Genomic DNA, 23,806 nt, shown 5'->3' on the forward strand with positions numbered 1-23,806 from the left:
CGTCCCCTTACTCTGCGGCCTGCTGGAAACCGTTGCGGGCGAGCGCTGAGCATTCGGCCATCACGGTGGATGCGCGCGCGACCGGGTTGGTCAGGTAGAAATCGGCGACCGGCGAAACGAACGGCGCCTTGTTCAGCCGCCCGCCCTTCTTCGCGAGCGCCTCGATGCCGCCGGTTCCCGTTTCAGCGATTTCGTCAATCGCGGCCAGATGCGGATGCACCTCGTAAAGCGCCTTGCGCAACTGGCTCAGCGAATCGAAGGGCAGCTTCTTGCCGAGCACATCGGACAGGGCACGCAGGATCGCCCAGTCCTCCTTGGCGTCGCCGGGCGCGAAACCGGCGCGCGCGGTCATCTGGACGCGGCCCTCGGTGTTCACATAGGTGCCGGACTTCTCGGTGTAGGCCGCAGCCGGCAGGATGACATCGGCGGCGTGTGCGCCGGCATCGCCATGGGTGCCGATATAGACGGTGAAGGCACCGCCGATCTGGCCCATGTCGAACTCGTCGGCGCCCAGCAGGAAGAGGACATCCATCGCACCGCCGAGCATGCCGGCGACATCCTTGCCGCCCTCGCCCGGCACGAAGCCGATGTCGAGGCCACCGACGCGCGCGGCAGCGGTGTGCAGCATGGCAAAACCGTTCCAGTCCGCGCCGACAGCCCCGCAGGCGACCGCCAGCTTCGCGGCATGGGCGAGAACCGCCGCGCCATCCGTGCGGGCCAGTGCGCCCTGGCCGACAAGGATCATCGGGCGTTCGGCCTTCCTGAGCGTCTCGAAGAACGCCCCCTCGCCTGCCGAAAGTTCCTTCAGCGTGTCGGTTCCGGCGCCGAGCAACTCGTAATCGTAGCGCAGGTCGCCCATGTCGCCGATCACGCCGACGGGGAAATTGTCCATGCGCCAGCGCTTGCGGATGCGGGCGTTGAGCACCGACGCCTCGAAGCGCGGATTGGCGCCGACGATCAGCAGCGCGTCGGCATCCTCGATGCCTTCGATTGCCGGATTGAAGAGATAGGTCTCGCGGCCAAGCGCTGGATCGTGCGGCGCGCCATCCTGGCGGCAGTCGATATTGGCCGAACCGAGCGACGCCATCAGTTCCTTCAGCGCATACATTTCCTCGACGGCGGCCAGGTCGCCGGCGATGGCGCCGATCCGGTCGCCCGAGGTCTTCGCGACCGCATCGCGAATGGCGGTGAAGGCCTCGCCCCAGCTTGCCGCCTGCAGGCGGCCGTCACGCTTGACGTAGGGCCGGTCGAGACGCTGCGTGCGCAGGCCGTCCCAGACGAAGCGGGACTTGTCGGAAATCCATTCCTCGTTCACCTGCTCGTTGACGCGCGGCATGATGCGCATCACCTCGCGCCCGCGCGTATCGACACGAATGGCCGACCCGACGGCATCCATGACGTCGATGGTCTCGGTCTTGGTCAGTTCCCACGGACGGGCCTGGAAGGCATAGGGCCGCGAGGTCAGCGCACCGACCGGGCAAAGGTCGATGACATTGCCCTGCAACTCGGAGGTCATGGCCTGCTCGAGATAGGTGGTGATCTCGGCATCCTCGCCGCGGCCGATCAGGCCGAGTTCGGAAATGCCGGCCACCTCGGTGGTGAAGCGGACGCAGCGCGTGCAATGGATGCAGCGCGTCATGATCGTCTTGACCAGCGGGCCGATATACTTGTCTTCCACCGCACGCTTGTTCTCGGTGTAGCGCGAGGCATCGACGCCGAAGGCCATGGCCTGGTCCTGCAGGTCGCATTCGCCACCCTGGTCGCAGATCGGGCAATCCAGCGGATGGTTGATGAGCAGGAACTCCATCACGCCTTCGCGGGCCTTCTTGACCATGGGCGTGTTGGTGAAGACTTCCGGCGCCTCGCCATTGGGGCCGGGGCGCAGGTCGCGCACACCCATGGCGCAGGAGGCGGCCGGCTTGGGCGGTCCGCCCTTCACCTCGACCAGGCACATGCGGCAATTGCCGGCGATGGAGAGACGCTCATGGAAGCAGAAACGCGGAACCTCGGCACCGGCTTCCTCGCACGCCTGCAACAGCGTGAAGTGATCCGGAACCTCGATCTCCTTGCCGTCAACCTTGATCTTAGCCATGTTCAATTCCACGTTCTCACGAGCGGCGGCGCCGCCTGACTTGCGGCATCCCGGCGGGCCTTCCCCCGGGACGCCAAGGTTCTCATACCGGCAAGCCGCCGGTCAGGTTCATTCCCCGGACTGGCCCACGGGCTGCCCGTCAGACCGGCGGCCGGCCAGGGCCGCTGCCTGGGCGATCCAGCCGTCGCGGCCGATGCGCCCCTTGAAGGACAGGTAGTCATCGACCCAAGCCACCTGCTCCGGCGTCCAGTCCGCGATCTGGGCATATGTCCACACACCCAGCCCATTCAGCCTTTGCTCAAGCTTCGGGCCGATCCCGGCGATCTGCTTGAGGTCGTCGGGCTCCGCCGGCCTTTCGATGGCGGCCGGGCGGACGAAGTCCTCCGGCATGATGGTTCCGCCGGTTTCCTCCCCGGCATCGGCCTTGGCCGCCGGGGCGCCGGCGCCTTCCATGGCGCGCGCAACGGCATCGGCATCCTCCGCCACGCCGGCAATGAAGTGTTCGCCGACTTCCACGATGTCCTTGGCCGCGTGCTCCATGTCCGCATAGACGGTCTTGGTCGCGGCGGCGAACATGGACATCGGATTGGCGACGGCCACGGCGAAGGCGTCGGAATCCTCGTCGTCGGCTTTCCAGAACAGCACCGGCGCCTTGAGCGGCGCGTCCATGGCGGGCAGTCGCCCGGCAGCGGCGGCCGCACCGTGCAGGGTTCCGATCACGGTTCCCCAGTACTGGGCGGCCATGGCGAGACCGAATGCCGGTCCGGCCATGAACAGGGCCGGCGAGGCGAAGGGCAGGCTCGCACCCGCATTTGCCGTCATTGCACCGGTCATGGTCTTGAACGCGGTTTCATACACGCTGGCGCCCTTGGCGAAGTCGTCGGGTATTCCACATGTCGACATCGGCAATCTCCTTGTTTCCGGTCGGACCGGCCCTCGATTGCGTTTCCCTGGCGCCGGGTGTCTCCCCGGCTTTCCCTTGCCTATTCAGCCGCCACCATCACCGGTTCGGCGCGGTGGCTGTTCCTTGTGAATTCATCGATGCGCCGCTCGATCTCCGGCCGGAAATGCCGGATCAGGCCCTGGATCGGCCAGGCCGCGGCATCGCCGAGCGCGCAGATGGTGTGACCCTCCACCTGCTTGGTGACATCGAGCAGCATGTCGATCTCGCGCTTGTGGGCCTCGCCGCGCACAAGCCGCTCCATCACGCGCCACATCCAGCCCGTGCCTTCACGGCAGGGCGTGCACTGGCCGCAGCTTTCATGCTTGTAGAAATAGGACAGGCGCGCGATCGCCTTCACGATGTCGGTCGACTTGTCCATGACGATGACCGCCGCCGTGCCGAGGCCGGAGCGCAGTTCACGCAAGCCGTCGAAATCCATCGGTGCGTCGATGATCTGCTCGGCGGGCACAAGCGGAACGGAGGAGCCGCCCGGAATGACGGCGAGCAGGTTGTCCCAGCCACCACGAATGCCGCCGCAATGCCTGTCGATCAGTTCCTTGAAGGGAACCGACATGGCTTCCTCGAAGGTGGCCGGCGTGTTCACGTGGCCGGAGACGCAGAACAGCTTGGTGCCCTTGTTGTTCTCGCGGCCGAAGGAGGCGAACCAGCCGGCGCCGCGGCGCAGGATGGTCGGCGCAACGGCAATCGATTCGACGTTGTTGACCGTGGTCGGGCAGCCGTAGAGGCCGACATTGGCCGGGAACGGCGGCTTCAGGCGCGGCTGACCCTTCTTGCCCTCAAGGCTTTCGAGCAGCGCGGTTTCCTCGCCGCAGATATAGGCGCCGGCGCCATGGTGGACGAAGACGTCCATGTCCCAGCCGCACTTGTTGTCCTTGCCGAGCAGGCCGGCTTCGTAGCACTCGTCGATGGCGCGCTGCAGCGCCTCGCGCTCGCGCATGAACTCGCCGCGCACGTAGATGTAGGCGGTGTGCGCGCCCATGGCGAAGCCCGCGATCAGGCAGCCCTCGACCAGCGTGTGCGGGTCATGGCGCAGGATCTCGCGGTCCTTGCAGGTGCCCGGCTCGGATTCGTCGGCGTTGACCACGAGATAATGCGGGCGCGGCCCTGCTTCCTTCGGCATGAAGGACCACTTGAGCCCGGTCGGGAAGCCCGCGCCGCCACGGCCGCGCAGTCCCGACGACTTCATCTCGCTGACGATCCAGTCACGCCCCTTGGCGACGATGTCCTTGGTGCCATCCCAATGGCCGCGCATCATCGCGCCCTTCAGCGACCGGTCGTACTGGCCGTAGATATTGGTAAAGATGCGATCCTTGTCGGTCAGCATTCCATCTCTCCCTTATCGCGGCTCTTTGCCGAAGACGCGGACATATTCGTCGCGGCCGCCCTTGGCGAGCGCCTTGGCCTGCTTCACCCAGTCGTCGCGGTCGATGCGGCCCTTGAAGCGAAGGTAGCCGTCGACCCATTCGCGCTCGGCCTTCTTCCAGGAGGCGACCTGGGCGAATGTGTAGATGCCGAGATCGTTGAGAATGCCCTCGATCTTGGGTCCGACGCCGGAAATCATCTTCAGGTCGTCGGGCGCGGCGGGCTTTTCCATCGCAGCCGGGCGGTTCCTGTCGTCCAGCGAGGGCTTGGCATCCTTCGCCGAAGCGGCTTCGCCTGCATCCGAGGGCTTTGCCGTCTTGCCGGCCTTGCGCTTGCCGCCGCCGGCTGCCTCGACATCCTCCGACACGCCGCGGCGCGTGGAGGCCTTGGGCGCGACGGGCGGCGCCGGTTCGGCCGAGACCGCCTCTTCAGCGGCAGGGGATGCCTTCTTCGGCGACGGGCCCTTGACGGCGCTGTCGGTTTCAGCCGCCTCGGTCTTCGGCCTGGCCGCCTTGGAGGGTGCGATTTCCGGGTCGCCGCCATTCGGCTTGGCCTTGGAGATCGAGACCCGCTTCTTCCGGATGATGGCGTCCTCGTCGGTCAGCGTCGTTGCGCCGGTGGCCGCCGCCGAATAGACGCGGCCGTTCTGGGGCCCGGGTTCGACGGTATCGCCCTTGCCGGCCTCGAAGGCGTCGATGATCTCTTCAAGGCGCTCAGGCGTCAGGTCCTCATAGGTGTCCTTGAAGATCACGACCATGGGCGCATTCACGCAGGCGCCCTGGCACTCCACCTCTTCCCAGGACAGCGTGCCCTCGGCGTTGGTGTGGAGGGGTTCGGGATGGATCTTGCTCTTGCAGACCCTGATGAGGTCTTCGGAGCCGCGCAACATGCAGGGTGTGGTGCCGCACACCTGGACATGGGCCTTCGTGCCGACCGGGTTCAGCTGGAACTGGGTGTAGAAGGTCGCCACTTCCAGCACGCGGATCTTCGGCATGTCGAGCATTTGCGAGACATGCTCGATGGCGGCCTTGGAAACCCAGCCTTCCTGCTCCTGCGCCAGCATGAGCAGCGGGATGACGGCCGACTGCTCGCGGCCCTCGGGGTATTTCTTCAGCCACTTGCCCACCTCGGCGGTCATCGCCTCGTTGAAGGCGAAGTTTTCGGGCTGGACGGAGTCTTCTGCGAGACGACGGACGGACATTTAGCGATCCACCTCTCCAAACACGATATCAAAGGAACCGATCAGGGCCGGGATGTCGCCGAGCAGGTGCTTGGTGCCGATGAAATCCATGGCTGCCAGATGGGCGAAGCCGGGCGCGCGCAGGTGCACGCGGTAAGGCCGGTTGGTGCCGTCGGAGACGAGATAGACGCCGAATTCGCCCTTGGGCGCCTCGACGGCGGCATAGACCTCGCCCTCGGGCACCTTGTAGCCCTCGGTGTAGAGCTTGAAGTGATGGATGAGCGCTTCCATGGAACGCTTCATCTCGCCGCGCTTGGGCGGCACGATCTTGCCGTCGGTGGCCGAGACCGGACCCTTGCGCTCCGAACCGAGCAGGCGGTCGACGCACTGGCGCATGATCCTGACCGACTGCGCCATCTCTTCCATGCGGATGAGGTAGCGGTCGTAGCAGTCGCCGTGCTTGCCGACGGGGATGTCGAACTCAAGCTCTTCATAGCACTCGTAGGGCTGCGAGCGGCGCAGATCCCAGGCGGCGCCGGAACCGCGCACCATGACGCCGGAAAAGCCACGCTCCCAGGCCTGTTCCAGCGTCACGACGCCGATATCGACGTTACGCTGCTTGAAGATGCGGTTGTCGGTAAGCAGGCCGTGCAGGTCCTGCAATGTCTGCAGGAACGGGTCGCACCATTTGCCGATGTCCTCGACAAGCTGGTCGGGGATGTCCTGATGGACGCCGCCCGGACGGAAATAGGCGGCGTGCATGCGCGACCCGGAGGCGCGCTCGTAGAACACCATCAGCTTCTCGCGCTCCTCGAAGCCCCAGAGCGGCGGGGTGAGCGCACCGACGTCGAGCGCCTGCGTGGTGACGTTCATCAGGTGGTTGAGGATGCGGCCGATCTCGGCATAGAGCACGCGGATCAACTGGCCGCGCTTGGGGATCGTGACGCCCACCAGACGCTCCACGGCCAGCGCGAAGGCGTGCTCCTGGTTCATCGGCGCCACGTAGTCGAGGCGGTCGAGATAGGGCACGGCCTGGAGATAGGTCTTGTACTCCATCAGCTTCTCGGTGCCGCGATGCAGCAGGCCGATATGCGGATCGGCCCGTTCCACGACCTCGCCGTCAAGTTCCAGCACGAGGCGCAGCACGCCATGCGCAGCCGGGTGCTGGGGACCGAAGTTGATGTTGAAATTGCGGACGTTGTGTTCAGTCATGATGCGCCTCCGGCGCCGGGCGAATAGCGAATAGTGAATAGCGAATGGCAGTCATCAGCCCTGAACCTTTTCCTGCAACCGCCTGATCATCGATCTGACCATTCTTCCAATCTCGTCCGCCCTCGCCAAGAGGGCCGCTCCTCGTTCCCCATCCACATATCCCAGCCGTTCGGACAGGATCAGATGGGTTTCCAGTTCCTTCAGGGAACCCTGGGCGATCCGGCAGAACTGCACGAAAGACCCGGTATTTTCCCTGCCGTGACCTTCCGCCAGATTGGCAGGCACGGAACCCGCCGCGCGCCTGATCTGCGCAACAAGGCCATATGTCTCTTCCCTGGGAAAACCCGCCGTAACCCGGTGGCATTCCACGGCCAAATCCATGGCCTTCTGCCAGACCTTCAGGTCGCGGTAGGAGTTGATTTCCAACTTTTTCCCTATTCGCTAATCGCTACTCCCCATTGGCTTCTCACTTCGCCTTCTCGTCGCCGGGCAGCACGTAGTCCGTGCCTTCCCAAGGCGAAAGGAAATCGAAATTGCGGAATTCCTGCTTCAGTTCGACGGGCTCGTAGACCACGCGCTTGACCTCGTCGTCCCAGCGCACTTCCCAGTAGCCGGTCAGCGGGAAATCCTTGCGCAGCGGATGCCCCTCGAAGCCGTAGTCGGTGAGGATGCGGCGCAGGTCCGGGTGACCGGTGAACAGCACGCCATACATGTCGTAGGTCTCGCGCTCGAACCATTCGGCCCCGGGGAAGATGCCGGTGATCGACGGCACCGGGGTATCCTCGTCGGTCTGGACCTTGACGCGAACACGCATGTTCTGGCGCGGCGACAGCAGGTGGTAAACCACGTCGAAACGCCGGGCGCGCGCAGGATAATCGGCGCCGCAGACATCGATGAAGGACACGAACTGGCACTGCACGTCGTCGCGCAGGAATGTCAGCACGTTGACGATGTCGCCGGCCTCGGCCTCCAGGGTCAGCTCGCCATAGGCCACCTTGGCATCGGTGATCTGACCGTCCAGCTTCTCGGTGACAAAGGCCGCGAGATCCTTCAGAGCCTCTTCATTCATGGCCGGATGCGTCCTCTCAGCGTTCAATGGTGCCTGTGCGGCGGATCTTCTTCTGCAGCAGCAGGATGCCGTAGAGAAGCGCCTCGGCGGTGGGCGGGCAGCCGGGGACATAGATGTCGACCGGCACGATGCGGTCGCAGCCGCGCACCACCGAATAGGAATAATGGTAGTAGCCGCCGCCATTGGCGCACGAACCCATGGAGATGACGTAGCGCGGCTCGGGCATCTGGTCGTAGACGCGGCGCATGGCCGGCGCCATCTTGTTGGTCAGCGTGCCGGCGACGATCATGACGTCGGACTGGCGCGGACTTGCGCGCGGCGCGGTTCCAAAGCGCTCGACATCATAGCGCGGCATGGAGACCTGCATCAGTTCGACGGCACAGCAGGCCAGGCCGAAGGTCATCCACATCAGCGAACCGGTGCGCGCCCAGGTGACGAGCGCGTCGGTGGAGGTGACGATGAAGCCCTTGTCGGAAAGCTCGGCGTTGATCTCGCCGAAGAAGGCATCATCGGAGCCGACCGGCTTGCCCGTGCTGGGATCGATGATCCCTTTCGGCTGGGGCGCGATCAGCGTCGTGGTGTTGTCGCTCAATCCCATTCCAGCGCTCCCTTCTTCCATTCATAGATGAAGCCGATGGTCAGGACGGCCAGGAAAACCATCATCGACCAGAAACCGAACCAGCCGATCTCGCCGAAGGACACGGCCCACGGAAACAGGAAGGCGACTTCGAGGTCGAAGATGATGAAGAGGATTGCGACGAGATAGTAGCGCACGTCGAACTTCATGCGCGCATCGTCGAAGGCGTCAAAGCCGCACTCGTAGGCCGAGAGCTTCGCGGGATCCGGGTTCTTGTAGGCCAGGACGAAAGGCGCGAACATCAGTGCCAGGCCGATGACAAGGCAGAGTCCCAGGAAGATGATGATCGGCAGGTATGAGCTGAGGAGATCGTTCATGCCCTTGCTTTCTTGCCGGTTGCGGTCGGCGATCCGGGGGTCATGCCTCGTGGATCGACGCGGCCCTTCAGGAGGGGCGCGGAGGCAGACCGGCGGGCCTGGCCGCAACGCTTGTTGCAACGCGGCGAGGGTTAGCCCAGCGGGTGGCAGGACGCAAGAGCAACAATGGTGATATAAGGCAAAAGATTGTCGCCCTTGCCCAAAACCCGCGCATGGCCACGATGCGACGCCTGCCACGGCGTCAACGGTTTATCGCCACGTCATGGTCTACGCATGGCGGCGCCATTCGTTCTCCGGATTCCGGTTTTCGACCTCCCGATTGCAGGGTTTTGGTTTCGCAGAACGAAAACACCCCGCGCGGGCAATGCCCTGCGCGGGGTGCTTCCCAAAACAGGCCAGGACGACAACCGCCCTGCCCGCCTACGTCATGCGCGCTGCGAGAAGACCGGTGCCTTGACCTTCATGCCGTAGGGGCGCGCAAGGTCGAGGAAGGCATTGTAGCTGTCCATGACCTTCTTGAAGTCCGGGTTCGCATCGGCATTCTCGGCCATGACTTCGGCGGACGCCTTTTTCAGCGCCGCAACGACGTCGTCGGGGAATGTGCCGAATTCCACGCCGCCTTCCTCAAGCTGCTTCATCGCCAGCGCGTTGAAATAGTCGAACTGGGCCATCGTCTCGGTGTTGGCCGCGTCGGCTGCGTTGGTGATGATGGCCTGCAGGTGCTTGGGCAGGCTGTCCCAGGCATCCTTGTTGACCACGATCTCGAGGCCGGCGGAGGGCTCGTGGAAGGCGGGCACATAGCAATGCTTGGCCACTTTCTGCAGGCCGAAGGCCTGGTCGAGCATCGGGCCGACCCATTCGGCGGCATCGATGGCGCCGGACTGGAAGGCCGAGAAGATCTCCGGCGGCGGCAGCAGGACCGCGTTGACGCCAACCCGGCGCATGGCTTCGCCGCCAAGGCCGGCGATGCGCATGTTGAGGCCCGACAGGTCTTCCAGCTTCGTGACCGGGTTCTTGAACCAGCCCGCCGCCTGGACGCCGGAATTGCCGCTGTAGAAGGGCACGAGGCCGCGCGCGGCATAGATCTCATTCCAGAGGTCCTGGCCGCCGCCATGCCGCAGCCAGGCGGTGGTCTCGACCGCTGTCATGCCGAACGGCACGGCGGAGAAGAAGTGCAGCGCGGTGTTCTTGGAGGCCGCGTAGTAGGGCGTGGAGTGGCCGATCTCGGCCGTGCCCTGCTGGACGGCATCCTCGACGCCGAAGGGCGGGACGAGTTCGCCGCCCGAAAACACCTTGAGCGTCAACTGGCCGTCGGACATGTCGGCGACGCGCTGGGCGAAGGTGGTGGCATTGGTGCCGACGCCCGGCGCCTTGGCGGGAAACGAGGTGGGCATCTTCCACTCGATCTTTCCCTGCGCGATGGCGGGCGTGGCAAGCGCGGCCACCGGCGCCGCGATCGCGGCACTCTTCAGGAATTCACGGCGTTTCATGGGTTCCTCCTTCCTGGAACAAGCCCTTCCTGCGTCGGAGGGGCAAAATCAGAACAGCATGTCCGGCAGCCAGGTCGCCAGCGCCGGGAACATCGCAAGACACACTATTGCGATCAACTGTATGATGACAAACGGAATTATGGCGCGATAGATCGTCAGCGTGCGAATGCGCGGCGGCGCGACCGACCGGTAGTAGAAAAGCGCGAAGCCGAAGGGCGGCGTCAGGAACGATGTCTGAAGGTTCATCGCGATCAGGATGGCGAACCAGACCGGGCTGATGTCCTCCTGCAGGATGATCGGGCCGACGATCGGGATCACGATGAAGATGATCTCGACGAATTCCAGGATGAAGCCGAGCAGGAAGATCACCAGCATGGTGGCGATCAGCATGCCCCAGGCGCCGCCCGGCACGCCGTTCATCAGTTCGGCGACCAGTTCGTCGCCGCGAAAGCCGCGGAAGACCAGCGACAGGATGCTGGCGGCGATGATGATGCCGAAGATCATCCCCGAGACCATCAGCGTCTCGGTGACGGCGGGAACGAGGATGCGCGAGCGCACGAGTGCGAGGGCATGCCAGGCCAGCGCCGCCCCGAGCACTGCCAGGAGCGCGGTCGTCACCACGGTCTGCATTGTCAGCGCCAGATGGCCGGTGGAGAAGTCGACCCGCAGGAATCCGGCTATGCTCGCCAGCACCAGCGCGATTGCCAGCAGGCCGGTGGCCGCGGCCGTGCGCGCCATGGCGGGGGAAACCTGCGCGGCGGCGATCAGGATCGTTCCCGCGACGCCGACGCCGGCCGCCTCGGTCGGCGTGGCGATGCCGAACAGGATCGAGCCCAGCACGGCGAAGATCAGGACGAGGCTCGGCAGGATGCCGCCAAGCGCCTCGGCCAGTTCCATGCGCTCCGCCGGGGGTTTCGCGCCTTCGGCCACAGGCGCGCCGCGCAGGCGGTAGACGGTGTAGAGCGCATAGAGGCCGACGAGCAGAAGGCCCGGCAGCAGCGCACCGGCGAAGAGGTCGCCGATGGTGACCGAATCGGGCGCGAAATTGCCGACGGTCTGCTGCGCCTCGATATAGGCGTTGGAGACCTGGTCGCCGAGCAGGATGAGCACGATGGATGGCGGAATGATCTGGCCCAGCGTGCCGCTGGCGCAGATGAGGCCGCTCGCGGTCCGGTCATCGACGCCTGCGCGCAGCAGGCTCGGCAGGCTGATCGTGCCCAGCGCGACGATGGTGGCGCCGATGATGCCGGTGGAGGCGGCGATCAGGGTGGAAACGAACAGGACCGAGAGCGCCAGCGCGGTGCGGCTGCCGCCGAACAGGCGGTTGATGTTCTCCAGCATGCGCTCGGCCTGGCGCGAGCGTTCCAGCAGCACGCCCATCATGACGAAGAGCGGGACGGCGATCAGCAGCCGGTTTTCCATGACGCCGAAGATGCGCTGCGGCACGGCCTGGAAATAGGCAAGGTCGAAATGGCCGAAGCCGTGGGCAATGAAGCCGATCAGCGTCGGAATACCGGCAATGACGAAGATGACCGGCAGGCCCGACAGGATGCCCGCCAGCAGCGAAAGGCCGAGAATGGTGACCCAGAGGGTCTCGATTTCAACCTGCGTCATCACGGGTTCCGGCAATCAGGTCGGCGAGCGCGAGCAGGATGACCAGGCCGCACATGACAAGGACCGCCGACTTGACGAGGAAAAGGCCCGGCAGGCCGCCCGTTTCGAGGGATCCCTCGCGGATCGCCCAAGAGGCGGAGACCAGCGGCCAGGCATCGACGGCGACCAGCGCGAAGACAGGCAGGGTGAAGACGAGATGCCCCGCCCTGTCCGTCAGGCGGCGGGCGCGCGGCGACTGGTGTTCGCGCAGCACATCCACGCGCACATGGCGGTCGTGGCGCATGGCGAGCGGAATGGTGAGCACGACGAGGCAGGCGAATGCGTAAATGACCGCATCCTGCAGTTCCAGGAACCCGATGCCCATCACATAGCGCATCAGGACGACGACGATCTGGCCGACGAACATGACCGCGAACAGCGCAAGGCAAAGCCCGAGCGTGATCCTGTGCAGCCAGTCGGCGAGTGTTTGCATGTGTTCCCTGTTGATAACGCCGGAATGCCCTTCCCGGCCCGCCTGGGCCCTCCTCTAGCGCGTGACAGGCGAGATGTCACCTGTCGCGGTACGCGATCACGCAGAAGCATGGCTTGCCGGGCAGCCCGACGCCACCCGCTCGAAGGCCTGTCCCTGGGTCCGGCCGACTGGCGCAGCAGCCGCGAGAAAGCCTGCATCCCGGTCAGGAGACGTCGAAGGCTCCGAACAGGCCGGCCAGCCCCACGACGACGAGTGACAATGCCCAGATGCGGTCGAGATTGAACCAGGTCCGGGAAAGGACCCGCAATCCGAGCCAGCGATAGACGATGACGGCGATCAATCCACCGCTCACGATCATCGCCGCAGTATGGACCGTTGCCACCAGAAGTGCAGTGACGAGGTTTTCGGCCATCAGGGATATGGCAGCAAGATGTCCGGTATCGTCCGGGTCGACGCGGCATAGGCCCAGATACATTGGAACAAGCATCAGGCCCGCGCCGTGGGCGAGTGCCGCAAGAAACGACCAGAGCGCAAGTTGCGAAGGGCGCACGCGCGACAGGAATCGCGGGTGACGCTGCCACACGAGCAGAAACAGGCCCATCGCCATGACGAGAACAGAGGCCACGACCCGGATCTCGTACTCGTAGCTGACCAGCACGCTCATTGCCGTGAACGGAAGGAGCATGAGCGCCATGGACGCGAAGTGCCCGGCGGCCAAAGCCGCCAGCGATCTTACCAATGCCCGTGCACGGCTCTCCATCAGCGCAGCCGAAACCGCCAGCGGCCAACCCATGCCCGGATTGACGCCATGATAGATTCCGACCGCGACGACGGCCCACCACAAGGCCGCCGCATCCACGATTTCCGTCACGTCAGGCCGACGGGTAGCAGAAACTGTCTGTCGAGCAATCACCGCCTTCAAGGCGGATCTGATGGCTGCGGTATCCTTGCGGGAAATCGACCCAGAAGTCTTCCGCGAGGGTCAGGCCACCATCTTCGCCGACATGGGCCATCACCATCGCGGCACCGCTGTCGCCGGGATAGAACTGATCGTCCCAGGTCGAGTAGAGCGAATTCGTCCAGTAGACGCGCTTGCCGTCGCGGCTGATCTCGACCATTTGCGGGCCGTATGAGAAGGTCTTGCCGTTGGGGTGCTTGCCCTTCTTGACGATGCCGCCAATCTCCACCTTGCCGACAAGTTTCGGATTCATCGGGTCGGTGACATCATACTGATGCATTTCGCCCGTGCCCCAGCAAGCGACATAGAGAAAACGGTCATCGAGACTGAGGTCGATGTCGGTCACGAGGGGCGGAACGGCGCCGAACCCCTTGAGCAGGTCGGGCAGTTCGTCCGCGGAAGCGGGTTGCGGATCGATGACGATGGTCTTCTTCGCATCGAAACTGCCGTCCTCGTTGCGCCACCACGTGAAGACAGCCCCCTGAAGGGTCTTGGTATCCACAACGACGCCGCAGAACCCGTACTGCTTGGTCGGCTCATGGGCGGGGCGGATTTCCAGCGCCATCTGGTAATTCTCGCCCAGGTCGATGGTCTGGATGTTCCGGCGCCCGCGCAGATCCCAGAAGTGAATGCTGTGGCCATACTTGTTGGACAGCAGGTCCTCGGGGACGAGACCGTTCTCGTACTGCGGAGGAAGCCCCCATTCGGAACTGACCATGTAGTCGCGTGGGAGATTCCACCAGAAATCATAATGCTTGTCCTGCGCGCCACGATCCATTTCGTAGCGCCCCAGGATTTCGAAGGTCTGGCAATCCATGATGAAAATGCCGGGAGGTCCATCGGTGCCGTCTTCTCCGCCTCCGCCAAGCGTGGAGACATAGATCCCTTCCGGTCCGCAATGGATCGTATGCGGACGCGAATAGCCGGTCTTCTCGAAAAGTTCTTCGGGCTCGATGATCTTGTGAATCTTCGCGTCCAGTGGATTCTTCACGTCAATCACGTAAATTCTGGAAGACCGGATGCCGGGAATGATGAGGTAACGCCTCTCCAGAAAGGCGTGGCCTGTGAGCGGCGAGAGCGCCGAGGAGCATGCATTCCATCCGAAATGATGGAATTCGTCTCCCGTATAGGGCATGAACAGGCTGTGCAAGATCTGGCCGAAGGTCGCCGAGCCCGGATCGACATCCACAACCGCGAGTCCGTCGGGCTGCGAACCATCCGGGCTGAGCATCAAGGTAAAGGCAAGCTTTTCCCTGGGGCCTTCCATTGCAAGTCGCGCTGACGGATAGAATGTCGGATCCGGTCTCAAGGTCATGTTTTCCTCCCTGTTCTGTTTTGCTTGCGCCTTCCGCCAACCCGTTGGCCCTTCAATCCGGCCACACCCTGCCGGCCAAACGGCAATCGGCTGCTTTCCTCCGCTACACCGGTGCGGCGTTCATCCCTCCTTGCGATGGTGAACCGGACATGATCCCGTCAAAGACAGATACCGCCTGCCCGGTTCGGCCATTTCGTCACACCTAGAACATTTCCGCTTTTCGTTGGATCGCTCCAATGCTCCATGTCGTTGTTCTTGCGCAATTCCGGACGCGAAACCGGCGTCCACTTTCGCTGGAATTGCTCCAACCAGAAAACCAGACGGGTCGACGACCGATTATTCCATGAATTCGCCCATGCAGAATTCCTTTTCCAAACATTCTGTTTTTGAAAGAATTTTTTGTCAATTTATTTTCACATGCCACATATTTATTTAGATATTCGTAATTATTACAATTATTGTTTATTGCCTTGCTTCCTGTTTGAATCGCGATCAAACCGATCCTCTCTGACCTGGCACAATCCAGTCACTACTGCCACGTGCAGGCCAGCACGTCGCGCGCGCTGGCGTCCATGAGATCGGCCAGCCTGGGCGAGCGCATGCGCAGCTGTTCGGCGACCTTGCGCCAGGTCTCGCCGGCATGGGCGCGCCGGGACCGCAGGAACCCGGTCCAGAAGGTCCCGGCTTCGGAAGGGCCGATGCCAAGGCCGTTGATTTCCCTGCGACCCTCGGCATTGGCAGCCACGGCGATTATCGCCGCAACGCGTGAGCCGGCCGCCCCTTCCGCAAAGCCGCGACGTCTTGACCCGGGCATGACCCATCAAACATAACTGAAACATGGGTCACTTTCCGGCATCGCTCCGGGGCTCGTCACCATCCTCGTCAACAGGGGCGACAAGCCCGTCCGGTCGGAAACCATGTCCATCAAAGCGCAAGTCTATCACCTCACCCATTACCGGTATGACCGTCCGGTCATGCTGGGGCCGCAGATCATCCGGCTGCGCCCGGCGCCGCACGGGCGAACGCGCGTCATCTCCCATTCGCTGAAGGTTTCGCCCGGCGGCTATTTCGTCAATCACCAGCAGGACCCTTACGGCAACTGGCTGGCGCGCTTCGTGTTTCCCAATCCGGTGACGGAGTTGAAGATCGAGGTCGACCTCGTTGCCGACATGACGGTCTACAACCCGTTCGACTTCTTCGTGGAGGAATCGGCGGAGGCGTGGCCCTTCGATTATCCGGAGGACCTGCGCGACGACCTGTCCATCTACCGGACGGCGCAACCGCTGACGCCGCGCCTGGCCGCCTTTCTCGACACGATCGACCGCGGCCGCAAGCGAACGGTGGATTTCATCGTCGATCTCAACCGGCGCATATCGGAAGAAACGGACTACCTGATCCGCATGGAAGCGGGCGTGCAGACGCCGGAGGAAACACTGGAAAAGGCCAGCGGATCGTGCCGCGATTCCTCGTGGCTGTTGGTCGAGGTGCTGCGCAACCTGGGCTTTGCCGCGCGCTTCGTGTCCGGCTATCTCATCCAGCTCAAGCCCGATCTCGTGGCGCTTGACGGGCCGGCCGGCACCGATCACGACTTTACCGACCTGCATGCCTGGGCGGAGGTCTACCTGCCCGGCGCAGGCTGGATCGGGCTCGATCCGACATCGGGCCTGCTGACCGGCGAAAGCCACATACCGCTTGCCGCGACGCCGCATTACCGCAATGCCGCGCCGATCGCCGGCGGGTTCTCCTCGTCCGGCGTGCCGCAAGTCGATTTCGCCTTCGACATGCATGTCGCCCGCGTCTCTGAACATCCGCGCATCACCAAGCCGTTCCCGCAGGATTCCTGGGAGGCGCTCGATGCGCTCGGCCGCAAGGTCGAGGCCGAACTGCAGGCAGGCGACGTCCGGCTGACCATGGGCGGCGAGCCGACCTTCGTTTCCATCGACGACTTCGAATCGGCCGAATGGAACACGGAAGCTGTCGGCCCGATGAAGCGCGGCCTCGCCGACACGCTGATACGGCGCCTGCGCGGCCGTTTCGCACCGGGCGGGCTGCTGCATTACGGCCAGGGCAAGTGGTATCCCGGCGAAAGCCTGCCGCGCTGGACCTTCTCGCTGTTCTGGCGGCGCGACGGCAAGCCGGTCTGGCGCAATGCAAGCCTGATCGCCGGCGAGCACGACGACACGGGCGCCGGCATCGGCGACGCCGACCGTCTGCTACGCGCCGTGGCCGAGCAGCTTGCCGTGGACCGCGACTTCGTCGTTCCCGCCTTCGAGGACCCGGCCGAATGGCTGCTCAAGGAAGCCAAGCTCCCGGAAAACGTCACACCTGAGAATTCAAAGCTCAAGGACCCGGAGGAGCGCAGCCGCATCGCACGCGTGTTCGACCGTGGCCTGACCGAGCCGTCCGGCTACGTGCTGCCTGTCCAGCGCTGGCAGTCGCGCGCCTCGGAAACGCGCCGCTGGCATTCGGAGCGCTGGAAGCCGAGGCGCGGCCACCTCTTCCTGGTGCCGGGTGACAGCCCGGTCGGCTTCCGCCTGCCGCTCGGCTCGCTGCCCTACGTGCCGCCGTCGCAATATCCCTATGTCAACATCGCCGACCCGACGGAGCCCAGGGATGACCTGCCCGAATTCGCGCGGCCGCAAGACCGGGGCGAACCGGAGCCGCTACCGGGCCGGGCCCAGGAAATGGCCTCCTTCTCGCCGGGCGGGCATGTGCAGGACGTGGTCCAGCAGCACGCCGGGGAGACCGGCGGCGCGGTGCGCACGGCGCTGGCGGTGGAGTTGCGGGACGGCCGGCTTTGCGTGTTCATGCCGCCGGTGGAGGCGGTCGAGGATTACCTCGACCTGCTGGCCGCGGTGGAGGCGGCGGCCGAGCAGGAGAAGCTGCGTGTCCATATCGAGGGCTACGCGCCGCCGCCCGACCCGCGCATCAATGTCATCCGGGTGGCGCCCGATCCCGGCGTGATCGAAGTGAACATTCACCCGGCCTCGACCTGGGACGAGTGCGTGGCGATCACGCAGGGCGTCTACGAGGAAGCGCGCCAATCGCGGCTGGGCGCCGACAAGTTCATGATCGACGGCAAGCATACCGGCACGGGCGGCGGCAATCATGTCGTGGTGGGCGGGGCGACGCCGATGGACAGCCCGTTCCTGCGCCGGCCGGACCTGTTGCGGTCGCTCATCCTTCACTGGCAGCGCCATCCGAGCCTGTCCTACCTGTTCTCCGGCCTTTTCATCGGCCCGACCAGCCAGGCGCCGCGCATCGATGAAGCCCGGCACGACAGCCTTTACGAGCTGGAAATCGCTCTGGCGCAGATCCCGCACCCGTCGGAAGGGGAGCCGCCCCTGCCCTGGCTGACGGACCGGCTGCTGCGCAACCTGCTGACCGATGTCACCGGCAACACGCACCGTTCCGAGATCTGCATCGACAAGCTTTATTCGCCGGACGGGCCGACAGGCAGACTGGGCCTCGTCGAGTTCCGCGGTTTCGAGATGCCGCCGGACCCGCGCATGAGCCTGGCCCAGCAGGTCCTGCTGCGGGCGCTTATCGCGCGGTTCTGGAAATCGCCCGCTTCCGGCAACTTCACCCGCTGGGGGACGGCGCTCGCCGACCGTTTCATGCTGCCGCATTACGTCTGGGAAGACTTCCTCAACGTGCTGGCGGACCTGCGCGACCACGGCTTCGACCTGCGGCCCGAATGGTACGAGGCGCAGGCGGAATTCCGCTTCCCCTTCTGCGGCGCGGTCGAATACGAGGGCGTAAAGCTGGAACTTCGCCAGGCGCTGGAGCCGTGGCATGTGCTGGGCGAGACGGGCGCCATCGGCGGCACCGCCCGCTATACCGACAGTTCGACCGAACGCCTCCAGGTCCGGCTGGATGCCGCCGACCCGAACCGCTACCGCGTGGCCTGCAACCACAGGCCTGTTCCCATGCAGAAGACTCGCGAGGCATCCGTCGCTGTCGCCGGGGTGCGTTTCAAGGCATGGCAGCCGGCCATGGCCCTTCATCCGGTGATACCGGTGCAGGCGCCGCTCACCTTCGACATCTTCGACACCTGGTCAGGCCGTGCGCTGGGCGGCTGCGTCTATCATGTCGCCCATCCCGGCGGCAGGAACTACGAGACATTCCCGGTCAACGCGAATGAGGCGGAGGCGCGAAGGCTGGCGCGGTTCGAACATTCCGGCCATACTCCCGCCGCCAGGATGCCGTTTGCGGAAATGCCGCATCCGGAATTTCCGTTGACGCTGGATCTGCGGCGTCCGGCAGGAGCCTGAATGAGCGACTTGCAACTGGACGTCCCCGACATCGACCTGGCACATCTGCTCGGCGACTACCGGGTGCTGCCCGGAATCGCGGACGAACTCATCGATTTCCAGGGCAATATCCGGGCGGTCTGGCACCCGCTGCTGCGGCATCTGGCCGGATTGAGCGCGGAAGAACTTGACCTCGCGCTCGCCCGCGCCGACCAGTACCTGCGCGACGGTGGCGTCTATTTCCGCCAATATGGCAGGGAGGGATCGACCGAGCGCGACTGGCCGCTGAGCCACGTTCCGCTCATGATCGAGCAGGACGAATGGGATTCCATCGCGGCGGGCCTGGCAGAACGCGCCGATCTGCTGGAAAGCATGATGGCCGACTTCTACGGCGAAAACCGGCTCGTCGCCGAAGGCCTTCTGCCGCCCGCACTGCTGGCCGCCAACCCGGAATGGCTGCGACCGGCGGTGGGCATCAAGCCGCGCGGCGGGGCTTTCCTGCGCCATGTCGCCTTCGACATCGGACGCGGGCCGGACGGCAACTGGTGGGTGCTCGGCGACCGCACGCAGGCACCGTCGGGCGCCGGCTTCGCGCTGGAGACCCGCATGGCAACCAACCGCGCCTTCTCGGTCCTGATGCACGAATCGAACGTCATGCGCCTGGCCGGGTTCTTCCGCCGCTTCCGCGACGCGCTGGAAGCGCTGCGGGGGACCGCCAGGGGGCGCGTCGCCATCCTGACGCCGGGACCGCTCAATGATACCTATTTCGAACACGCCTACATCGCGCGCTATCTCGGTTTCACGCTGATGCAGGGGGCCGACCTGACGGTGGAAAACGACCGGCTGATGGTGCGGACGGTATCCGGCCTGATGCCGGTCGACGTGTTGTGGCGCCGCCTGGATTCGGGCTGGGCGGACCCGCTGGAACTGGAAGAGGGATCACGGATCGGAACGCCGGGCATGCTCGGTGCGCTGCGCGCGGGCTCATGCACGGTGATCAACGCGCTCGGCTCCGGCGTGCTGGAGGCGCGCGCCATGATGGCCTTCACGCCCCGCATCGCGGAATACCTCACCGGAAAGCCGCTTGCCCTGCCCAATATCGCCACCTGGTGGTGCGGCGATGAAAACGCCCGCGAATATGCCATCGCCAATGCCGGACGCATGACGATCGACAACGCCATGTCCACCCGCCTGCCCTTCGATCACGGCCCGGACGTTGTGATCGCCGGCAAGACGGTGGATGGCGGCGACGTCAATCCGGACTGGGTCCGCCAGAACGGCGCCAGCCTTGCCGCGCAGGAAATCCTGTCATTGTCGACCGCGCCGGCGCTGGACGAAGGCCGCCTGGTCGCCCGGCCCATGAGCCTGCGGGTGTTTCTTGCGCGGACCGACGACGGATGGACGGCGATGCCCGGCGGGTTCGCGCGCATCGGGCGCTCCGGGGAAAGCACCGACATTTCCATGCAGCGCGGCGGGTCGGTCTGCGATGTCTGGGTGATGGCGCAGCGCCCCGAACCGGCCGATACGCTGCTGACGGGCAAGCGGGCGAAACGCCGTCGCACGGAACCGGGTTCGCTGCCATCGACGGCGGCCGACAATCTCCTCTGGCTCGGCCGCTACGTGGAGCGGGCCGAGGACCAGATCCGGCTCCTGCGCGCCTATCACCTGCGCATCGCGGAATCCGGCTCTGCCGATTACCCGCTGGCCAGCCACATTAGCGGCCAGCTCGCATTCATCGGCGTGGATCCGGCCAGTCCGGTACCGGCCGGACTGATCGCCGACCTCGATGCCGCGTTGCGCAGCGCGGGAAACGTGCGCGACCGCTTCTCCATCGACGGCTGGAACGCGCTGGTCGACCTGAAACAGACAACCGTGAACTTCGCCTCCCGCGTGACGACAGGCGACGATGCAGCGCGCGCCTACAGCGTGCTGTTGCGCAAGATTTCCGGCTTCACCGGTCTTGTGCACGAGAACATGTACCGGTTCACCGGGTGGCGGTTCCTAGGGATCGGGCGCGCCATCGAACGGGCGCAGGCCATGCTGCGCCTGCTTCAGGACTGCACCGGCGAGAACGCGCCCGCCGGCGCGCTCGATCTCGCCATCGAGGTCGGCGATTCGGTGATGACCCACCGCCGCCGCTATTCGGTGGAGACCGATCGCGATACGGTGATCGAACTCCTGTTGCTCGACGAGATGAACCCGCGTTCGGCGCATCACCAGTTCCGCGCCATGAACGACCACGCCATCTTCCTGCCGAAAGGGGGCGGCGATACACTGACACCGTTCCAGGCCCGCGTCATGGAACTGGTGACCGCCCTTTCCACAACAACCGCCGGCCAGGTGACCGCCGGCAGTCTCGCCGACCTGGCGCAGCATGCCGGCGAGCTTCCGGCCCTGCTGGCCGGTTCCTACCTGCACTGACGATGCTGTACGATATCCGCCTTGCCATCGAATATGCCTACGACGCGCCCGCCGACGCGGGGCGCCATCTCCTGCGTCTCCTGCCGCGCGACATCCAGGGCATCCAGCGGGTTCTGGAGGCTTCGCTTGAATTCACGCCGCAACCGGTCGAACGCGCCGAGCGCCGCGATTTCTTCGGCAACGCCGCCATAGACATCCGCTACGGGGAAGCGGTGACCCGGACAGGGTTCGAGATGCGCGCCCGGGTGGAGCGTCCCGCATCCGCTGCAATACCCGGACCGGCGCTGGCGCTGGCGGACCTGGCAGCCGATCTTGCATCGCGGCGATCGCTCGGGCCGGACAGCCCGCACCACTTCCTGCCGCCCTCGCCGCGCGTGCCGCCGGATGGCGCCATCTCCGCTTGGGCGCTTGGTGTCACGGAAGGCGCCGGAACGGTGCTCGAAGCCGCCCGGCGCGTCTGCAATGCCCTGCATGACGAAATGACCTTCGACCCGGACTCCACCGCCGTCGACATGCCCCATGCCGACGCCTTCGCCGCCCGGCGTGGCGTCTGCCAGGATTTCACCCACATCATGGTCGGCGCATTGCGCTCGCTGGGCATTCCGGCCGGCTATGTCAGCGGCTTCCTGCGCACCCTGCCGCCGAAGGGGCAGCCGCGGCTGGAAGGCGCCGACGCCATGCACGCCTGGGTGCGTGTCTGGTGCGGCGGCGAGGCAGGCTGGGCCGAACTCGATCCGACGAACAGGATGGACGCGGGACAGGACCACGTGGTCGTCGCCTATGGACGCGACTACTTCGATGTGGCGCCGGTCAAGGGCCACATGCGGCTTTCAGGCCGGCAGACAACGACGCAGTCCGTGGACATGGTCTCGGTGTGAGCGAGCGGGACCAGGTGGCCTGAAAGGCCCTGCGACAACGCCTCGACACCGCCGCCCCAACGGATTGAACCCGGGACAACAAGATATTGAACCTGAAGGGATATCTGCACTGAAGAAACTGGCGACCCCTGCAGGATTCGAACCTGCGACCATCGGCTTAGAAGGCCGGTGCTCTATCCAGCTGAGCTAAGGGGCCGTGCCGCGCTTCCCGCAAGAGCGCGCTGCTCAGTGCGTCCAGGGCGTCTTGCGGTCGTAGCGGAAATTGTCGGAATAGGAAATCTGGCGGCGCTTGGATTCCTTCGGTTCGCGCACCGAATAGGCAATGCCGTTCTTCTCCGCGTAAGCGATGGCCTCTTCCTTCGTCTCGAAGGTGAGCCTTACCTGGCTCTTCATGTCGGACGAGGTGGTATAGCCCATCAGCGGATCGATCTTGCGCGGCGATTCCGGCTCGAACTCCAGGATCCAGCGGCCCGTCTTCGCCTTGCCCGATTGCATCGCGGTCTTGGCCGGACTGAAAATGCGCGCGCTCATCACGTTTCCCCGCAGTCTTGCTGTCGATCGTCGGGCCGAACCGCATGACCGCCGACAGACGGCAGCGACCTTCCCTCTCGACCAACGCTATATACGCGACGGGTTCGCGGGGTAAATACCCTTTGTGCGCCGGCGCGTCCGCGCCACGCCTGTTCCTTGCCGCTTCGTTGTGGGAATGACGTTGGTCGGAGCGGCAGGATTTGAACCTGCGACCCTCTGGTCCCAAACCAGATGCGCTACCAGACTGCGCTACGCTCCGAACTCCGACGAGAAGCCGGATACACGCCCGGCGAACGGGACGCAACCGGTTTTGCCGCCGCCCGTGCTCAAAGATCGAGATGGCCCTGGCGGTCATCGAGCGCCGCGATGACCTGACCGGCAAGATGGCGGGTGATGCGGCTGCGCCGCTCCAGCGACGCCCTGTCGATCGCTTCGACGACCGCGGCGGCCGATGCCAGGGAGCGCTCGATACGCCGGACGAGGAAACCGGCAACGCCGGGGTCGACCATCAGCTGCCGGTCTGCAAAAAGCTTGGTGATGACGCCGGTCAGCAGTGCCTCGTCCGGTTCGGCGATCTCCACGGTCGTCGCCGCACGGAGGCGCGAGGCGAGATCGGGAAGCGTCACGCCCCAGGCACCGGGGAAGCGGCGCGCGGTCAGGAGCAGGCGCCCGCCCGACCCGCGCATCTCGTTGATCAGATGAAACAGGCCGGTTTCGTCCAGTCCCGGTTCACCGGCATCGTCGATGAGGGCGGCACCGGCCTCGACGGCATCGGCGCGGGCTTTCGCGTCCAGCCTGCCGGCGTTCAGCGCCACGGCGCCGGAAACCTCCTGCCAGATGGTGGCGATATGCGTCTTGCCCGCCCCTGCCGGGCCGGCGAGCACGACCACCGGCGACGGCCAGTCCGGCCAGTTGTCGACCAGGGCGACGGCTTCCGCATTGGCCGGGCTGACCACCAGTTCGTCGCGCGAGCGGCCGGGCTCATGGCTGAGATCGAGCGGCAATTGCCGGGGTGCATCGTCGCGCGCGGCGGACATGGCG

At 65.0% G+C, this 23,806-nt stretch carries 19 protein-coding genes, 2 tRNA genes and 1 pseudogene; 3 read left to right on the forward strand and 19 right to left on the reverse strand.

The genetic code is table 11. The features are described 5' to 3' along the window. Positions 1 to 7 precede the first annotated feature (7 nt). The 15 genes and pseudogenes from nuoG to ACLB6G_RS20835 all read right to left on the reverse strand — a co-directional run. Positions 8 to 2,092: an NADH-quinone oxidoreductase subunit NuoG gene (nuoG, locus tag ACLB6G_RS06665; RefSeq protein WP_410355365.1), complete on the reverse strand. Its 2,085-nt coding sequence runs from the start codon at positions 2,090 to 2,092 to the stop codon at positions 8 to 10. 108 nt (positions 2,093 to 2,200) lie between these two features. Beyond that, positions 2,201 to 2,995 (reverse strand): NADH-ubiquinone dehydrogenase, encoded by a 795-nt coding sequence (locus ACLB6G_RS06670; protein WP_410355366.1) that lies wholly within the window; start codon positions 2,993 to 2,995, stop codon positions 2,201 to 2,203. 80 nt (positions 2,996 to 3,075) lie between these two features. Beyond that, on the reverse strand, positions 3,076 to 4,380 hold the full coding sequence (gene nuoF / locus ACLB6G_RS06675; RefSeq protein ID WP_410355367.1) for an NADH-quinone oxidoreductase subunit NuoF: 1,305 nt from the start codon (positions 4,378 to 4,380) through the stop codon (positions 3,076 to 3,078). Between the two features lie 12 nt (positions 4,381 to 4,392). After that, positions 4,393 to 5,619 carry an NADH-quinone oxidoreductase subunit E gene (locus ACLB6G_RS06680; RefSeq protein ID WP_410355368.1) on the reverse strand — a complete coding sequence of 409 codons (1,227 nt, stop codon included), beginning with the start codon at positions 5,617 to 5,619 and terminating at the stop codon, positions 4,393 to 4,395. Continuing rightward, positions 5,620 to 6,810: an NADH-quinone oxidoreductase subunit D gene (locus ACLB6G_RS06685; protein ID WP_410355369.1), complete on the reverse strand. Its 1,191-nt coding sequence runs from the start codon at positions 6,808 to 6,810 to the stop codon at positions 5,620 to 5,622. 54 nt (positions 6,811 to 6,864) lie between these two features. Continuing rightward, positions 6,865 to 7,236 (reverse strand): four helix bundle protein, encoded by a 372-nt coding sequence (locus ACLB6G_RS06690; protein ID WP_410355370.1) that lies wholly within the window; start codon positions 7,234 to 7,236, stop codon positions 6,865 to 6,867. A gap of 40 nt (positions 7,237 to 7,276) precedes the next feature. Next, positions 7,277 to 7,879 carry an NADH-quinone oxidoreductase subunit C gene (locus ACLB6G_RS06695; RefSeq protein ID WP_410355371.1) on the reverse strand — a complete coding sequence of 201 codons (603 nt, stop codon included), beginning with the start codon at positions 7,877 to 7,879 and terminating at the stop codon, positions 7,277 to 7,279. Between the two features lie 16 nt (positions 7,880 to 7,895). Beyond that, a complete protein-coding gene (locus ACLB6G_RS06700) occupies positions 7,896 to 8,477 on the reverse strand; it encodes a NuoB/complex I 20 kDa subunit family protein (protein WP_410355372.1) in 582 nt (193 codons plus the stop codon). Next, the gene (locus ACLB6G_RS06705) at positions 8,468 to 8,833 is read right to left on the reverse strand and encodes an NADH-quinone oxidoreductase subunit A (RefSeq protein ID WP_410355373.1); all 366 of its coding nucleotides are present in this window, start codon (positions 8,831 to 8,833) and stop codon (positions 8,468 to 8,470) included. The genes ACLB6G_RS06700 and ACLB6G_RS06705 overlap by 10 nt, the downstream gene beginning before the upstream one ends. Positions 8,834 to 9,258: 425 nt before the next feature. After that, positions 9,259 to 10,323 (reverse strand): TRAP transporter substrate-binding protein, encoded by a 1,065-nt coding sequence (locus ACLB6G_RS06710; RefSeq protein WP_410355374.1) that lies wholly within the window; start codon positions 10,321 to 10,323, stop codon positions 9,259 to 9,261. Between the two features lie 48 nt (positions 10,324 to 10,371). Next, a complete protein-coding gene (locus tag ACLB6G_RS06715) occupies positions 10,372 to 11,937 on the reverse strand; it encodes a TRAP transporter large permease (RefSeq protein WP_410355375.1) in 1,566 nt (521 codons plus the stop codon). After that, a complete protein-coding gene (locus tag ACLB6G_RS06720) occupies positions 11,924 to 12,409 on the reverse strand; it encodes a TRAP transporter small permease subunit (RefSeq protein ID WP_410355376.1) in 486 nt (161 codons plus the stop codon). The genes ACLB6G_RS06715 and ACLB6G_RS06720 overlap by 14 nt, the downstream gene beginning before the upstream one ends. Before the next feature lie 202 nt (positions 12,410 to 12,611). Then, positions 12,612 to 13,280, reverse strand: coding sequence for a hypothetical protein (locus ACLB6G_RS06725; protein ID WP_410355377.1), 669 nt, complete (start codon positions 13,278 to 13,280; stop codon positions 12,612 to 12,614). Between the two features lies 1 nt (position 13,281). Continuing rightward, the gene (locus tag ACLB6G_RS06730; protein WP_410355378.1) at positions 13,282 to 14,682 is read right to left on the reverse strand and encodes a selenium-binding protein SBP56-related protein; all 1,401 of its coding nucleotides are present in this window, start codon (positions 14,680 to 14,682) and stop codon (positions 13,282 to 13,284) included. 544 nt (positions 14,683 to 15,226) lie between these two features. Then, positions 15,227 to 15,445: pseudogene (locus ACLB6G_RS20835) on the reverse strand (transposase); the annotation flags it as partial. Between the two features lie 154 nt (positions 15,446 to 15,599). Between ACLB6G_RS20835 and ACLB6G_RS06740 the strand changes: the two are divergent. From ACLB6G_RS06740 to ACLB6G_RS06750, 3 genes are read left to right on the forward strand one after another with little or no spacing between them, the layout of a single operon-like run. After that, the gene (locus ACLB6G_RS06740) at positions 15,600 to 18,956 is read left to right on the forward strand and encodes a transglutaminase family protein (RefSeq protein ID WP_410355379.1); all 3,357 of its coding nucleotides are present in this window, start codon (positions 15,600 to 15,602) and stop codon (positions 18,954 to 18,956) included. Beyond that, positions 18,957 to 21,356: a circularly permuted type 2 ATP-grasp protein gene (locus ACLB6G_RS06745; RefSeq protein WP_410355380.1), complete on the forward strand. Its 2,400-nt coding sequence runs from the start codon at positions 18,957 to 18,959 to the stop codon at positions 21,354 to 21,356. A 2-nt stretch (positions 21,357 to 21,358) separates the two neighbouring features. Further along, positions 21,359 to 22,234, forward strand: a complete 876-nt coding sequence (locus ACLB6G_RS06750) for a transglutaminase family protein (protein ID WP_410355381.1) — start codon at positions 21,359 to 21,361, stop codon at positions 22,232 to 22,234. Between the two features lie 119 nt (positions 22,235 to 22,353). Here the strand turns inward: ACLB6G_RS06750 and ACLB6G_RS06755 are convergent. The 4 genes from ACLB6G_RS06755 to hdaA form a co-directional block, all read right to left on the reverse strand. After that, positions 22,354 to 22,430: transfer RNA gene (locus ACLB6G_RS06755), tRNA-Arg, on the reverse strand. A gap of 29 nt (positions 22,431 to 22,459) precedes the next feature. Further along, a complete protein-coding gene (locus ACLB6G_RS06760) occupies positions 22,460 to 22,765 on the reverse strand; it encodes an ETC complex I subunit (protein ID WP_410355382.1) in 306 nt (101 codons plus the stop codon). Positions 22,766 to 22,947: 182 nt separating this feature from the next. Continuing rightward, positions 22,948 to 23,024: transfer RNA gene (locus ACLB6G_RS06765), tRNA-Pro, on the reverse strand. A gap of 67 nt (positions 23,025 to 23,091) precedes the next feature. Then, positions 23,092 to 23,802, reverse strand: a complete 711-nt coding sequence (gene hdaA / locus ACLB6G_RS06770; protein ID WP_410355383.1) for a DnaA regulatory inactivator HdaA — start codon at positions 23,800 to 23,802, stop codon at positions 23,092 to 23,094. Positions 23,803 to 23,806: the final 4 nt, after the last annotated feature.

The organism is Zhengella sedimenti (assembly GCF_046506625.1).
In the GTDB taxonomy this organism is placed as follows: Bacteria; Pseudomonadota; Alphaproteobacteria; order Rhizobiales; family Rhizobiaceae; genus Zhengella; species Zhengella sedimenti.